This window comes from Brachybacterium sp. AOP24-D1-21 (assembly GCF_052378665.1).
Classification (GTDB): Bacteria; Actinomycetota; Actinomycetes; order Actinomycetales; family Dermabacteraceae; genus Brachybacterium.
Genome location: NZ_JBQSXX010000001.1, coordinates 713,387 through 727,233, shown reverse-complemented (window position 1 = coordinate 727,233; position 13,847 = coordinate 713,387). Strand labels below are relative to the sequence as shown.

At 69.8% G+C, this 13,847-nt stretch carries 17 protein-coding genes and 1 tRNA gene; 12 read left to right on the top strand and 6 right to left on the bottom strand.

Annotation, left to right across the window (positions count from 1 at the left end; translation table 11 throughout):
* Positions 1–3: 3 nt before the first annotated feature.
* The 7 genes from ACT3UF_RS03385 (at position 4) to ACT3UF_RS03355 (ending at position 6,602) form a co-directional block, all read left to right on the top strand.
* The gene (locus tag ACT3UF_RS03385) at positions 4–951 is read left to right on the top strand and encodes a 1-acyl-sn-glycerol-3-phosphate acyltransferase (RefSeq protein ID WP_441444993.1); all 948 of its coding nucleotides are present in this window, start codon (positions 4–6) and stop codon (positions 949–951) included.
* On the top strand, positions 948–2,657 hold the full coding sequence (locus ACT3UF_RS03380) for an FAD-binding oxidoreductase (protein ID WP_441444992.1): 1,710 nt from the start codon (positions 948–950) through the stop codon (positions 2,655–2,657). The genes ACT3UF_RS03385 and ACT3UF_RS03380 overlap by 4 nt, the downstream gene beginning before the upstream one ends.
* An 11-nt stretch (positions 2,658–2,668) precedes the next feature.
* Positions 2,669–3,289, top strand: coding sequence for a histidine phosphatase family protein (locus ACT3UF_RS03375; RefSeq protein WP_444608011.1), 621 nt, complete (start codon positions 2,669–2,671; stop codon positions 3,287–3,289).
* On the top strand, positions 3,286–3,675 hold the full coding sequence (locus ACT3UF_RS03370) for a hypothetical protein (protein WP_441444990.1): 390 nt from the start codon (positions 3,286–3,288) through the stop codon (positions 3,673–3,675). The genes ACT3UF_RS03375 and ACT3UF_RS03370 overlap by 4 nt, the downstream gene beginning before the upstream one ends.
* A gap of 416 nt (positions 3,676–4,091) precedes the next feature.
* The gene (locus ACT3UF_RS03365) at positions 4,092–4,856 is read left to right on the top strand and encodes a ThuA domain-containing protein (RefSeq protein ID WP_441445022.1); all 765 of its coding nucleotides are present in this window, start codon (positions 4,092–4,094) and stop codon (positions 4,854–4,856) included.
* Positions 4,846–6,057 (top strand): Gfo/Idh/MocA family protein, encoded by a 1,212-nt coding sequence (locus ACT3UF_RS03360; protein ID WP_441444989.1) that lies wholly within the window; start codon positions 4,846–4,848, stop codon positions 6,055–6,057. The genes ACT3UF_RS03365 and ACT3UF_RS03360 overlap by 11 nt, the downstream gene beginning before the upstream one ends.
* Positions 6,054–6,602, top strand: a complete 549-nt coding sequence (locus ACT3UF_RS03355; protein ID WP_441444988.1) for a GNAT family N-acetyltransferase — start codon at positions 6,054–6,056, stop codon at positions 6,600–6,602. Before ACT3UF_RS03360 ends, ACT3UF_RS03355 begins: the two co-directional genes overlap by 4 nt.
* A gap of 25 nt (positions 6,603–6,627) precedes the next feature.
* Here the strand turns inward: ACT3UF_RS03355 and ACT3UF_RS03350 are convergent, their stop codons facing one another.
* On the bottom strand, positions 6,628–7,893 hold the full coding sequence (locus tag ACT3UF_RS03350) for a cation diffusion facilitator family transporter (protein ID WP_444608010.1): 1,266 nt from the start codon (positions 7,891–7,893) through the stop codon (positions 6,628–6,630).
* 56 nt (positions 7,894–7,949) lie between these two features.
* On the opposite strand from ACT3UF_RS03350, the gene ACT3UF_RS03345 reads away from it, so the two are divergent.
* A complete protein-coding gene (locus ACT3UF_RS03345; protein WP_441444987.1) occupies positions 7,950–8,297 on the top strand; it encodes an ArsR/SmtB family transcription factor in 348 nt (115 codons plus the stop codon).
* A 206-nt stretch (positions 8,298–8,503) separates the two neighbouring features.
* Here ACT3UF_RS03345 and ACT3UF_RS03340 read toward each other — a convergent pair whose 3' ends face one another.
* Both ACT3UF_RS03340 and ACT3UF_RS03335 read right to left on the bottom strand, forming a co-directional pair.
* Complete coding sequence (locus ACT3UF_RS03340) at positions 8,504–9,007, bottom strand: imine reductase family protein (RefSeq protein ID WP_441444986.1); 504 nt, start codon at positions 9,005–9,007, stop codon at positions 8,504–8,506.
* Positions 8,989–9,363 (bottom strand): NAD(P)-binding domain-containing protein, encoded by a 375-nt coding sequence (locus ACT3UF_RS03335; protein WP_441444985.1) that lies wholly within the window; start codon positions 9,361–9,363, stop codon positions 8,989–8,991. The genes ACT3UF_RS03340 and ACT3UF_RS03335 overlap by 19 nt, the downstream gene beginning before the upstream one ends.
* A gap of 93 nt (positions 9,364–9,456) precedes the next feature.
* Here ACT3UF_RS03335 and ACT3UF_RS03330 point away from each other — a divergent pair, with 93 nt between their 5' ends.
* Positions 9,457–9,837: a winged helix-turn-helix transcriptional regulator gene (locus tag ACT3UF_RS03330; RefSeq protein ID WP_441444984.1), complete on the top strand. Its 381-nt coding sequence runs from the start codon at positions 9,457–9,459 to the stop codon at positions 9,835–9,837.
* 89 nt (positions 9,838–9,926) lie between these two features.
* On the opposite strand, the gene ACT3UF_RS03325 is transcribed toward ACT3UF_RS03330, so the two are convergent.
* The 3 genes from ACT3UF_RS03325 to ACT3UF_RS03315 all read right to left on the bottom strand — a co-directional run bounded on the left by ACT3UF_RS03325 (position 9,927) and on the right by ACT3UF_RS03315 (position 11,857).
* Positions 9,927–9,999 (bottom strand) — tRNA-Arg (locus ACT3UF_RS03325).
* A 109-nt stretch (positions 10,000–10,108) separates the two neighbouring features.
* Entirely contained in the window at positions 10,109–11,104 is a 996-nt protein-coding gene (locus ACT3UF_RS03320) for an LppM family (lipo)protein (RefSeq protein ID WP_444502346.1), read from the bottom strand.
* 129 nt (positions 11,105–11,233) lie between these two features.
* Complete coding sequence (locus tag ACT3UF_RS03315) at positions 11,234–11,857, bottom strand: cell division protein CrgA (protein WP_444502345.1); 624 nt, start codon at positions 11,855–11,857, stop codon at positions 11,234–11,236.
* 115 nt (positions 11,858–11,972) lie between these two features.
* Here ACT3UF_RS03315 and ACT3UF_RS03310 point away from each other — a divergent pair, with 115 nt between their 5' ends.
* From ACT3UF_RS03310 to ACT3UF_RS03300, 3 genes are read left to right on the top strand one after another with little or no spacing between them, the layout of a single operon-like run.
* A complete protein-coding gene (locus tag ACT3UF_RS03310) occupies positions 11,973–12,788 on the top strand; it encodes a DUF881 domain-containing protein (RefSeq protein ID WP_444502344.1) in 816 nt (271 codons plus the stop codon).
* Positions 12,785–13,618, top strand: a complete 834-nt coding sequence (locus ACT3UF_RS03305; RefSeq protein WP_444502343.1) for a class E sortase — start codon at positions 12,785–12,787, stop codon at positions 13,616–13,618. The genes ACT3UF_RS03310 and ACT3UF_RS03305 overlap by 4 nt, the downstream gene beginning before the upstream one ends.
* A complete protein-coding gene (locus tag ACT3UF_RS03300) occupies positions 13,618–13,812 on the top strand; it encodes a hypothetical protein (RefSeq protein WP_444502342.1) in 195 nt (64 codons plus the stop codon). The genes ACT3UF_RS03305 and ACT3UF_RS03300 overlap by 1 nt, the downstream gene beginning before the upstream one ends.
* Positions 13,813–13,847 lie beyond the last annotated feature (35 nt).

Here is a 13,847-nt window from a genome sequence, read left to right as displayed (position 1 = left end):
CGCGTGACCTCTGAGGACACCCCGCAACCCACCGACCCGGCCGACGGCACACCTCCGGCCGACGGGACACCCCCAGGCGACGGCGCGGCTGCCGCCGAGGTCACGGGCCCCGGTGAAGGCTCGCTGTCCGCCGACGAGACCCGCCGCGCTGCAGCCACTGCGGAACCCGTCTCCTCGAAGGTGCGCGGGAGGCGGACGCTGAAGTCGCTGTCCGCGCGCTCCCGGGGGGAGGGCTGGGAGAGGCCCCAGGGCGATCTGGCCAAGTACCGCTCGCAGGCACGGGCCGCACTGCGCTTCGTGGCGCAGCGCGGGTTCTTCGGCGCGGTGGTCGGCTCGAACCTCACCACCTCGAAGGTGGTCCACCGCCGGGTGAAGACCGTGCGCGGTCCGTTCGTGCTGGTCGCGAACCATTCCAGCCACATCGACGCCCCGATGCTGGCGCGCGGCCTGCCCTGGGCGCAGGCACGCTTCCTGTCCACCGGAGTCGCGGCGGACTACTTCTTCAACGTCTGGTACCGCCGGCTCTTCGTGCGGATCATCTTCAACGCCTTCCCGATCGATCGCGGCGGCTCCCGCAAGCACTCCGGCACCTCCCGCAAGCTGCTCCGCGCGGGCGTGCCGATCCTGGTGTTCCCCGAGGGGACCCGCCAGCTGGACGGGAAGATGGCCGACTTCAAGCCCGGCGCCGCCGCACTCGCGATCGGGGTCGGCGTGCCCGTCGTCCCCGCCGCAATCATCGGAGCCCACGAGGCGATGCCCAAGGGGCGCAGCTGGCCGAAGCCGGGCCGCCCCCCGGTCGCCGTGGTCTTCGGTGAGCCGATGATCTCCCACGAGGACGAATCCGCGGTGGATTTCTCCGCCCGGATCCGGGCCCGGGTCAAGGACCTGTACGACGAGCATCACGACGAGGTTCTGGGCAGCGCTGTCCGGGACGAGGAGGAATCCGCATGAGCGACCGGCTGAGCGCACGCGAGGTCAAGCGGCATAAGTGGTGGGGCTGGGGTCTGAGCGATGTCACCTTCCGCTACGACAACAAGCCCGCCTTCGCCCCGCTGGCGAAGAACAAGATCGGGGTGGACCTGGCTGCCAAGAGCACCCCCGTCACGCCTGTCCTGTCGGACTTCGAGGTGCCCGCGAGCCGGCTGCCCGCGCCCGTGCGCTCACTGCTGACCAGCGTGGTCGGCGAGGAGAGCGTGCTCGAGGACGACGAGGTCCGGGTCGTGCATTCCTTCGGCCGCTCCCTGCCGGACCTGTTCCGCGTGCGGGCCGGCGACTTCGCCCGTCTGGTCGACGCGGTCGTCTACCCCGCCTCCGAGGAGGAGGTGGCCGCGCTGCTGAAGGTCGTGCTGGAGCAGGACCTGGTGCTGATCCCCTACGGCGGCGGGTCCAGCATCTCCGGCTCCGTCACGCCGGACATCTCCGAGCAGCGCCCCGTGATCTCCCTGAACCTCGGCCGGATGCGCGAGGTGCTCGAGATCGACGACACCGCGGGCCTGGCCCGGGTGGAGGCCGGTGCCTACGGCCCGGACCTGGAGGAGCAGCTGAACGCCGAGGGGTGGACCGTCGGCCACTTCCCCGACTCCTTCGCCTATTCGACGCTCGGCGGCTGGGCCGCGACCCGCTCCTCGGGCATGCAGTCCGACAAGTACGGGGACATCGAGGACATCGTGCGCGGCCTGCGCATGGTCCACCCCGACGGCGTCGCGGTGACCAAGCCGATCCCCGGCCGGGACTCGGGCCCCAGCGTGCACGAGATGATCCTGGGCAGCGAGGGCCGCCTCGGCGTCATCACCGAAGCCACCGTCCAGGTCCACCGCCTGGCCCCGGTGCGCCAGGTCATCGCCTACATGTACCCCGACTGGGAGCACGGCATCCGCGGCATGCACGCGATCGCCCGCTCGACCGACGTGAAGCCCACCTTCACCCGCCTCTCCGACGGACCCGAGACCGAGTTCAGCCTCTCCATGGTCAAGGAGCCCAGCTCCACGAAGGGGAAGGTCGCCGCGAAGGTGCAGGACGGCCTCTTCGCCTACCTCCGCTCCCAGGGCTGGGACACCACGAACGAGATGTCGATCTCCTACGTCTGCTTCGAGGGCTCGAAGGCGGCGGTGGAGCAGCAGAAGTCGATCGTCAAGAAGATCGTGAAGAGCAACGGGGGCATCACCCTCGGCGCGGGACCCGGCGCGATCTACGACCAGAAGAAGTTCGACACCCCCTACCTGCGTGACTTCCTGATGAACTACCAGGTCTTCGGGGACGTCTGCGACACCGGGGCGACCTGGTCGAACCTCAACGCGGTCCACGCGAAGGCCTACGAGGCGTTCTACTCGGTGCAGGAGGAGCAGGGCCTGCCGGGCTTCATGTTCTGCCACATGTCGCACAGCTACCACGCAGGGGCCTGCCTCTACTTCACCTTCGCCTTCCCCTACTCCTCCGACGAGCAGGCCCTCGAGCAGTACTACGCCGCCAAGAGCGCCGTGCAGCAGACCTTCATGGATCTGGGTTCGACGGTCTCGCACCACCACGCGGTGGGAACCGAGCATCAGCCGTGGATCACCGAGGACATCGGTGAGGTGGGGGTGCGCATGGTCAAGGGGCTGTTCGCCGACAACGACCCCGGCCGGAACCTGAACCCCGGCAAGGTCACCACCCCCTGACGGGAGCGCTGATGAACCAGCTCTGGGTGCTCCGCCACGGTGAGTCCACCGCGAACGTGGAGGGCTTGATCGTGTCGGTCCCCGGGCCGCGCGCGCTCACCGAGGTGGGGCTGACCGCGCGCGGTCGTGCCCAGGCCCGCGAGGCCGCCCGGGACGGCGCCGCGCGGGGCCTGGGACCGGAGACGCTGGTGATCTCGAGCGACTTCGCACGCGCTCTCCAGACGGCTGAGGAGTTCGCCGCCGGTCTCGGCGCCGCCGCGCCGCGGATCGATCAGCGCCTGCATGAGCGCAGCTTCGGCGATCACGACGAGGGTCCAGCCGACGCCTATGAGCAGGTGTGGGGCATCGATCGCGATCGCGGCACCCATCAGGACGGGGTCGAGCAGGTCGCGGCGGTCGCTGCGCGCGTGCTCGCGGTGCTGCGCGAGGCTGACGAGCTCACCCCCGACGCGCCGGTGGTGCTGGTCGCCCACGGCGACGTGCTGCAGATCGCGCTCACGCTCGCAGCCGGGGCAGATCCCCATGACCACCGCGAGCAGTCGCATCTCGGCAATGCCGAGCTGCGACTGCTCGGGCCCGCGAGAGGCATGCCTGCCAGTGACGTGCCCGCCAGGGAGAAGAGCCGATCATGACCGTGCAGTTCCCCGGCGGAGCGGCGCTCACGGTGCGCGGCGACGTGCGCTCGGCACGCACTGCCCTCGACCAGTTCTTCCTCGGGCGCGGCTGGAGCGCTCAGGAGCGCAGTCCCGGTCGCATCGACTACGAGCGGGGCAGCCGACGCCGCAGCGTGCTCCTCGGCGCTTTCGCCGGTCGGAAGTTCCACCTCACCGCACCGATCGAGCTGCGAGAGGGCCCCGGCGTCACCGAGATCCGATACGTGTGGGGCGAGTCCGCCGGCCGTGCGCTCGGCGGAGCCTCCGGGCGGGCCCGCGCCTCCCGCGTGCACCTGGAGACGCTGACCGCTCTCGAGCAGCAGCTCGGGGCCGACGGACGGCTCGTGCAGGTGCGCAAGTTCTGACCGGCCCGTCGGTCGGCGCCGGGCTGAGGGTGGGCCGGGGCGAGGGTGCGTCGGACTGACAGTGCGCCGCGCCGGTGGCGCGCCGGGCCGATGGTGCTGAGTCCCGAAGGAGGCATCGGCCCGGCATGTCCGGGGCACAGTGCCCCTGTGACGGCCTCGGGGCAGGTCTGGCTGCCCCGAGAAGTGCAGGCCCCTTCGCCATTGAAGGAGCCTGTGTTCGACCATAGCCGTCCCGGATGAGAAACAGATCACATCCCGGTCACGGTTCCCGAGGCCAGCGGGCCGACCAGGCCTCCGCAGGCGCAGAGACACGGTTCCTCCGCAGCGGGTCCCGGGCGGTGCGGGCGCGCCTCTACGATGGTTCCAGCGTCTTCCGAGACGGCCCACGAACCCTCAGCGACAGGATGAAGAACCCCATGGCACTGCGCATCGCCGTCTTCGGTGAGAACCGGCACGAGAAGGTCGACCCCACGGTGCAGGAGATCTATCCCGACGGGATGCACACCGTGATCGCGGAGGCTCTGCGCTCCCTGCTCGCGGCCGACGGGATCGAGGCCGAGGTGCGGATCGCCCTGCTCGATGACATCGAGGAGTCCCTCTCCGAGGAGGCGCTCGCCGAGACCGACGTGCTCACCTGGTGGGGCCACATGGCGCACGAGGATGTGCCTGACGAGATCTCCGAGCGGGTGGTGCGCCGCGTCCACGAGGGCATGGGCCTGATCCCGTTGCACTCCGCTCACTACTCCAAGCCGTTCAAGGCGCTGATGGGCACCACCTGCAACCTGCTGTGGCGCAACGAGGGGGAGGAGGAACGGGTGTGGACCGTCAACGGCTCCCACCCGATCGCCCGCGGCGTCCCCCATCCGATCGTCATCCCCGCGCAGGAGATGTACGGCGAGATGTTCGACATCCCCGCCCCCGACGAGCTGGTCTTCGTCTCCTCCTTCGCCGGGGGAGAGGTGTTCCGCTCCGGTGCCGCCTTCCGCCGCGGCAAGGGGAAGGTCTTCTACTTCAGCCCCGGCGACCAGGAGTATCCGGTCTACCACCAGGCAGAGATCCAGCGCGTGCTCGCCAACGCCGTGGTCTGGGCCCGCCCCGAGGAGCGCGAGGCGGCACCGGTGAAGATCGCGAACGCCCCGCGCGACTGGTTCCGCGGCGGTGAGGTCCCGCGTGTCATCTGAGCGCTCCGCCCGCACGCTGACCGACACCTCCGGCGCCCCGGCGCCCGCCGTCGAGCGCACCGGCTTCCCACTCCTGCCTGCGGACCGTCCCGCCCGCGTGGTGGTCGTCGGCGCCGGCGGGATGGGCAGCTGGTGGGCGCGGGAGATCGTCGCCAGCGGGGTCGCCGAGCTGGTGGGCGTCGCCGATCTGGTCGAGGGCGCGCCGCAGCGGGTGATCGAGCAGTCCGGGGTCGCCGACCCCGCGAGCGTCGCCACCGGGGCCGACGGCGTCGACCTCGCCCTCGAGGTCGGTGCCGACCTGCTGGTGAACCCGACCGTGCCGCTCGCGCACCACCCGGTGACCGTGAAGGCGCTGCACGCCGGGATCCCGGTCCTCGGCGAGAAGCCCGTCACCGAGACCCTCTCCGAGGCGCTGAGCCTGGTCGCGCACACCGAGCTGACCGGGGTGCCGTTCATGGTCTCCCAGTCCCGGCGGTTCTTCCGCCAGGTGCGGCAGCTGCGCAGCTTCGTCGCTGCTCATGGGCCGACGGTGATGACCAGCGCGTTCTTCTCGCTGTTCGTCGAGCACGACGGGTTCCGACGCACCCAGCACCATCCGCTGCTGCGGGACATGGGCATCCACGCCTTCGACACGGCCCGCTACATCACCGGTGCCGATCCGGTGGCGGTCACGGCGCGCGGTGCCCGGCCCGACTGGAGCGTCTACTCGCACGACGCGACGGTGAGCGCGACCTTCGAGATGACCGATGGATCCCTCTTCGCCTATCACGGCACCTGGAACGCCCGGGGCCTGCCGACCTGGTGGAACAGCGAGTGGCGGATCGCCGCCCAGCACGGCTCCGCCACCTGGGACGGCACCGGAGCTCCGGTGCTGGGCACCGAGGACGAGGAGACCACCGCCCGCCTGCAGGCGGAGGTCGCAGCGGAGGACGCCCCGGAGCCGGACCAGATCGCAGCGTCGCTCGTGGAGTTCGTCAGCGCCCTGCGCGAGGGTCGCACCCCGATGTGCGAGGTGCGCGAGAACCTGCTGAGCTTCGCGATGGTCGAGGCCGCGGTGGCCTCCGTGGAGAGCGGACAGCGAGTCGAGATCGACGTGCTGCTCGAACAGGCGCGCGTCGAGGCGATCACGGCGGAGACGGATCCCGCGGCCCGGGAGCTGATGCAGTCCTGGACCTCCGTGCGCGAGGTGCTCAGCGCATGAGCATCACCTTCGCGCGTCTGGACCCCGTCGGCGCAGATCATGACGCCCTCGTCGATTTCATGACGCGGAACGAGTTCCCGTTCCATGTGCGCACCCGCCCGCGGGCCGCCGATATCGAGGGCCTGATCAGCAAAGGCGCCTACCGGGATGAGGACAACGACTCGTTCTGGATCGATCACGGAGAGCTGGGACGCATCGGCTTCCTGCGCCTGGAGGATCTGAGCGACGAAGACCCGCTGTTCGACCTCCGCCTGGACACCCCGTTCCGCGGACGCGGCCTCGGCCTCCAGATCCTGCGCGCCGTGGCCGACCACGTCTTCCGCACCATGCCGAGCGTGAATCGCTTCGAGGGGCAGACCCGCGAGGACAACATCGCGATGCGCAAGACCTTCCACCGCGGCGGCTGGGTCAAGGAGGCGCACTACCGGGAGGGCTGGCCGGTGGATGGCGGGACGCCGCTCGCCTCGGTCGCCTACAGCATCCTGCGACGCGACTGGGAGACCGGGGAGACGACCACGTTCGTCTGGGACGACCTGGTCCTCTGAACGGCCGTGACGGGCGGCTGCCCGGTCAGTGCCTCGTCGGCCGCCCTGTGCCCGACTGCCCCGTGCCCGACTGCCCCGTGCCCGACTGCCCCGTGCCCGACTGATCGGCATCCGGATGATCGGTGCGCGACTGATCGGCACCCGACTGACCGACGCCCGCCGTGACCCGCACCCCGGCACGGTCCAGGTGGGGCAGCGCCTGGTGCAGCTGCCGCTCGATCGCGTCCGCGAGCAGCCGTGAGCGGCCGACGCTGAGGGTCGGGTCGACCTCCACGGTGACCTCCGCCTCGAGGCGATGCCCGATCCAGCGGGCCCGGGCGTCGCGCACATTGAGCACGCCGGGGACCGCGGCGGCTGCCTCGATCCGGTCCAAGGTGCCGGGCTCGACGCCGTCCATCAGGCGGTGGATCACGGTGCGCATCGAGCTGATCAGCACCAGCACCACCATCACAGAGATGACCAGGCCGATGATGGGGTCGATCCAGGCGAGCCCCAGCCAGGCTCCGATCACGCCGATCACGACTGCCAGTGAGGTGAGCGCATCAGTGCGTGCGTGCTGTCCCTCGGCGATGAGCGCGGCCGACCCGATCTTCCGGCCGGCACGGATCCGGTATCTCGCGACCAGCTCGTTCCCGGCCGCACCGATCAGGGCGGCGGCGAGCACCCACCCCAGATGGGTCATATCCCGAGAGGAGGTGAGCGCCCGTACTGACTCCCACACGATCAGGCCCGCTGACAGCGCGATCACCGCTCCGATCAGGAGCCCCACCAGGTCCTCAGCGCGCCGGAAGCCGTAGCTGTAGCGACGGGTGGGGGCGCGCAGTCCCAGGCGGAACGCGATGATCAGCGGGATCGTGGTGGCGAGATGGCCGAGGTTGTGGAGGGTGTCGGCGAGCAGGGCAACCGAGCCGCTGAGGGCGACGATGGCGATCTGCAGCAGTGCGGTCGCCCCCATGCCGGCGAGGCTCACCCAGGCCGCTCGGATGCCGATCGCGCTGGATTCCTCGGCGGTGCGGATCGCCTCGCCGTGATCGTGGCTGTGCGGGGTCAGGGCGTGGCGCAGGCGCGACCAGATCCCGGCACCGTCGTGGTGGCCGTGTTCATCGCCGTGCCCGTGGCCGTGGCCATCATCGTGGTCGTGGTCGTGGTCGTGGTCGTGGTCGTGGTCGTGGTCGTGCCTGTGCTCGTGCCCGTGCTCGTGGCCATCATCGTGCGGGTGCGGGTGCGGGTGGTCATGCTGCGGCGCGGGATGAGGGCCGTGCGAGTGATCAGGTGCGGGGAGTGGGGACACGACATCAATCTATCTGCGTAGACATGCGGATAGCAAGATCTGCGTACGATGGCGGAATGCATCCCGCGCCCGTCCATCTGGTCCCTGACGACGAGCATGCCCAGGTCGCCGCCGACACCTTCCGGATGCTCGCCGACCCCACCCGGGTGAAGATCCTCTGGGCGCTCTTCCAGCAGGAGCGCAGTGTGAACGCGCTCGCGGAGGCGATCGGTGCGGCGCCCGCCGCGGTGAGTCAGCATCTGTCCAAGCTGCGACTGGCCGGCCTGGTGCAGAGCCGCAAGGAGGGCACCTTCGCCTTCTATCGCGCCTCGGACTCTCATGTGCGCCGGCTGCTCACGGAGACGCTCTCGCACGCCGAGCACGTCACCGGAGCGGCGGCAGGGGATGACCCTCACGGATACTGAGGGGCTGCTGAGCAGTGACCTCCGGCGGAGTGGCGGGCCACCGCCGCCCGGTGATCCGCGCGCGGCGAGCATGAGTGCGCGGCGGACACGAAGAAGCCCCTCACCGCACCTTTCGGTGCCGCGAGGGGCTCTTTTCACAGTGCGCCCGGAGGTGTCTGGGTTCAGCGCATCGTTGACGCCCGCTGCCCATCGGCCCCCGAGGCCGTTCACCGCAGGGATTCGATGATCCTGTCGAAGTCCTCCTCGCCGTGGCCGGCGTCGATCTGGTCGCGCACGAGTCGCTGCACCAGCGCTGTCGGGGCAGGGGCGATGCCCTGTTCGAGGCTGGCTCGCTCGATCGTGCCCAGCAGCGTCGTGGTCCATTCCAGGCTCTGAAGAGGCCGGCTGTAGTCGCGCTCGTCGAGATGTTCGGTGGAATGCCCCAGGAGCTCGGTCATGGCCGCCAGGAACGGCGCGGCGCGCCGGGCGTAGGTGCCCGCCGGGATCGAGGCCGATTGCAGCATGGCGACGCCGTGCAGGAAGCCGGCGAACATGGAGTACATCCCCGAGAGCATGGCCAGGTCCCACAGGGAGGCGAGCCCTGCGTCAGCGCCCTCAAAGGTGCTGGTGGCCCAGGACTCCAGAATGCTCCGATGTGCCTCGAAGGCGTCAGAGGAGCCGCTGTAGAGGATGACGGAGTCCGGGGAGCCGATCATGGAGGGAGCAGCCATGATGGCGCCGTCCAGATACCTCGCACCGTGTGCGGCCGCCCAGGTGGCGGTTCGCGGGCCTCCTCCGGCGTCGTGGTGGTCAGGTTGATCAGCGTGCGGCCGGTCAGGGCGGCTGCTGCGGTGTCGAGGACGTGGTGGACGGAGGCATGGTCGTACAGGCACACAACGGTCAGGTCCGTGGTGGTCAGTGCCTCTTCGACGGTGGCGGCCTCCACGGCGCCTCGTCGGGTGAGTGCCCCGGCGCGACTCGGGGTGCGGTTCCAGACGGTGAGCGGGTGTCCGGTATCGAGTGCGGTAGTGGCCAGCGCGTGGCCCATCGCGCCGAGGTCGAGCAGGGTGAGAGAAGGAGTCGACATGACTCCCATGCTCCGGAGCGCCCTGGACTTCGGGAAGTACCCACTATTTACTGGGGTACTCACTCATCGGTACGTGTCGTGGAGAGGGTGCTCATGCCTGCAGCGTCATCGAGGAGGCCACGTCGTGGACCGTACATCTGCGGCATCGATGCGGCGATGGACGTGGTCAGCGGCAAACGGAAGGGCCTGATCCTGTGGGAGCTGGACGCCCACGAGGTGCGAAGGTTCGCTCAACTGCGTCGCGGACTGGCCGGGGTGAGCGAGAAGATGCTGACCCAGCATCTGCGGGAGATGGAGGAGGACGGGCTGCTCCACCGCGAGGTGTACGCGGAGGTCCCACCCCGCGTCGAGTACTCGCTGACCGATGACGGTCGTGACCTCAACGCCGCGCTCGGCGCGCTGGGGGAGTGGGGGCTGGGCCGGATCGACAGGGAGTCGCTGCAGACCCACGCGCCAGCGGCGACCGACTCCTGACAGCGACTCCTGACAGCGCCGAGTGCACGAGCCTCACGAAGAAGCCCCTCACCACACCTTTCGGTGCCATGAGGGGCTTCGTTCTGCGGTGCGCCCGGAGGGATTCGAACCCCCAACCTTCTGATCCGTAGTCAGATGCTCTATCCGTTAAGCTACGGGCGCTTGTCGGACCAAACCGACCTGACAAACTCTAGCGCGCCCTGCAGATCGGCGCCAATCCGGAGGCCATGACCCTGCTCACACGGCCTCCGGACCGCTCACCGGCGAGAGCTCACCAGCTCGGATTCTGCGGAGGCTGCTGCCCCTTACCGGGCTGCTGGCCCCACTGCTGACCGCCCTGCTGACCACCCTGCCGCGGAGCCGGCGGAGGGGATGCTTGGCCCCACTGCTGACCGCCCTGCTGACCGCCGGGCTGCGGCGGTGCGGGCGGCGGGGATGCTTGGCCCCACTGCTGGCCGTCAGGCTGACCGCCCTGCTGGCCACCCGGCTGCTGCCCCCACTGCTGACCGCCTTGCGGCGCCGCAGGGGGCATGGTGCCGGCCGCTGCGCCCGAGGGGGCTGCTCCGTAGCCGACGGGCATGCCGGAGCCGCCGGAGCCGCCGCCCTTGTTCCTGCGCGCACGGATCACGAAGAAGGCGATCGCCGCCAGCAGCAGCAGGAGGAAGAACCCGAGCACGAGCACCACGATCACGACGATCACCCAGGGGAACCCGCTGGCGTCGGCGCGGATGTCGATCCCCGCCGCCAGCTCGTTCAGATCGGTGAAGGTCACGGAGTTGCCGTCGACCTGGCCACCCTGAGACTCAAGGATCTTGCCGGGGAAGGTGAAGGTCATCCGGAAGTCGATCTCGAAGCCCTCCATCTCGGGGGAGTTCAGGTCCTGCCCCACGCTCTCGCTGCCATCGATCACCAGGTGGTACTCGCCGTCGGCCTCAGTGAGGGAGAAGCCGCCCCCGAAGTTCTCACTGGTCATGGTGCCCGTGATGCGGCACCCGAGCTGACCGTTCTCCTCGTAGGGCTCGGCGCTGGGCGCCGTCTCCCCGGCCACGGTGTATCTGTCCTCGAAAGTCGTGCAGAACTCGTCGGCGGAGCTGTAGAGGCCCTCGGCGAACTCCTCGTCCATCGCGAAGTCGTAGTTGACGTTGATCGTGTCGACGTCCTGGATGTCGAAGTCTGCGTGGAACTTCCCGCACCCGGCGAGCACCATGAGGAATGGCAGGAGGAGGACGGCGACGATCTTGCGCCGTATCGAGATGCTGCTGGACATGGGGCCCCCATCGGGTGGTTCGCTGGAACCGCGCACGGCGTCGGTGGCTGTGCACGTTGCGCTCAGGGTACCCGGGCAGGGGCGTCTGCGCGGTGGGGAGAACTCCCCATCGCGCTGGTCATCCGGTGACTACTTCCAGAACATCAGCATGCCGCCGCCCACCATCAGCACGCCGAAGCCCACCGCGAGGTTCCAGTCGCCGATCGGCAGGGGGAGCTGACCTGAGGAGATGTAATAGGTGACCAGGTAGAGCAGGCCCAGGATCAAGAACACCACAGCGGTGGGAGCGAGCCAGGCGGGGTTCTGCGTCGCCACGGCGACCCGGCGACCGGTGGTGCGCGAGCTCTCCGCAGCAGCGGCCTTCTTCACCGACGTGGCACGGGTGGAGTCCTTGGCCTTCTCAGTGACCTCGCCGCCCTTGGCCTTGACCGGGTCCTTGCCGCCGGAGCGCTTCGCTCCCTTCGAGACCGGATCCTTCGCAGAGCGACGTGCGGGTGCCGCGTCCTTCGCATTTTTCGCCGCGGACGTCTTGGAGTCCTTCGTCGCCGTCGAGCCCTGAGCGGGCGAGCCGCTCGACGAAGCGCCCTTCGCCGTGGTGTCCTTGGTCGCAGAGCCCGTCGCGCTCGTCTCGGTCGCGTCGTCGGCGCTGGTTGCCGCGAGATCCTCCGCGGTGATCGCGGGTGACGTCGACGCGGCCTCGGCCTTCGCGTTCGATGTCGTCCGAGCGGACGACTTCTTCCTGCTCCTGGCCATGTGACGGTGCTCCCTCGAGGCGGCGATGATCGCGGGCGTGCCGCGCCGGTCCACAGGTGCGGACCTTGGCCTAGGGTAATGCTCGTCGAGCGAGGGTGCGAAGTGAGGAGGGGCGATGGATGCAGAGGGTGTGAACCCGGCTTCTGAGCAACCCTCCGAGCAACCCTCTGAGCGACCCTCCGGGCAGCCCCCTGAGCAGCCGTCCGAGCGACCCTCCGCGCGCCCCGTGGGCGGCTCTCGTGGCCGCGTCGGCGTGGCAGTGGTGATGGTGCTGTGCGGGGTGCTGTTCGCCACCACCGCCCGACTCTCCGGCGGCGGGTCCATCCGTGACGAGAGCAGCGACGTGGTCGGGGTGCTCCAGGAGCGTGGCCGCGATATCGAGCAGCTCACGCAGGAGACATCCGAGAAGCGGGCCGAGGTCGAACAGCTGCGCGGCCGCAGCGCCGGCGCGGAGACCGTCGAGCGCACAGCGCAGATGGCTGATGCCGTCGGCCTCAGCGAAGTCAGCGGCCCGGGGCTCCAGATCACCCTCACGGACGCCCCGAGCGGCGCGCTGGGCGCGATCCCCGGCACCGAACCCAACGACCTCGTGGTCCATCAGCAGGATCTCGAGTCCTACATCAACGCCCTCTGGGCAGGCGGGGCCGAGGCGATGATGCTGCAGGACCAGCGGGTGATCAACGGCAGCGCCTTCCGCTGCGCCGGCAACACGCTCCTGCTCGAGGGCCGGGTGTATTCGCCGCCCTTCGTGATCACCGTGATCGGCCCGGTGGACGAGATGACCACCACGCTCGAGCAGGCCCCCGGCGTCCAGGTGTACCGCGAGTGGGTGGAGCATGTGGGCCTGGGAGAGAAGGTCGAGGACCTCGAGACCACCACCCTGCCCGCCTTCCAGGGCTCCCTCACCGTCGACGCGCAGGTGATCCGATGACCCCCTCCCACCGACGACGCCGCGGCGGAGGCCTCGTGGGCGTCGTCGGCGAGCTCCTGCTCACGGTCGGTGTGCTGCTGCTGCTGTTCCTGGTCTGGCAGCTGTGGTGGACGGACGTGGTCGCCGATCGCGAGCAGGCCGGCATCATCGACGGTCTCGAGCAGGAGTGGGGCGAGGTCGACTCCGAGCAGATCGCGCCCCGGCAGGACGGCCCCCCACCGGTGCCCGAGACGCCCGCCGACACCATGGTCTGGGGCAAGATGCACGTGCCCGCCTTCGACCGTCCGGCCTTCCCGCTCGCCGAGGGCGTGAGCCTCGAGCAGGTGCTGAACGTCAAGGGCGCCGGGCACTATCCGGAGACCGCCCTACCGGGCGAGGTGGGCAACTTCTCGGTGGCCGGCCACCGCAACACCTACGGCCGAGTCTTCGAGGACATCGCCCGGCTCGAGCCCGGGAACGCCATCGTCGTCGAGACGGCCGACGCCTTCTACGTGTACGAGGTGACCGAGTCGCTGATCGTGCAGCCACAGGACACCGAGGTGATCGCGCCAGCCCCCGGACAGCCCGGGGTCGAGCCCACACAGCAGATGCTCACGCTGACCGCCTGCCACCCGATGTACTCCGCACGGGAGCGGTACATCGTCCACGCCGAGTTCGCGTACTGGACCGACCGGGCCGACGGGATCCCCGAGGCCCTCGCGACGGGGGCTGGGGGATCCGACGGCGGAGCATCCGACGGCGCCGCCTCGAGCGGCGGGGCTCCCGGCGGCATTCCTGCGGGGAACGTGCTGGCGGGGAGAATCCCTGCGGGCACCGAGGAGGAGAGCTGATGTACGGCTGGCTGTTCCGTCACCTGCCCGGACCGCTGTGGGCGAGGATCCTGCTCACCGTGGTGCTGCTGGCGGCGCTCATCGTGGCGCTGTTCGGCTGGGTGTTCCCGGCGATCGCGCCGTACATGCCCTTCAACGACGGCCTGGTCGGCGCGCTGCAGCGCGGGAACGGCACGGCCCCGCACGCGTCCTGAGCCATGCCTCAGGTGCTCGCACGGGCCGGGACGAG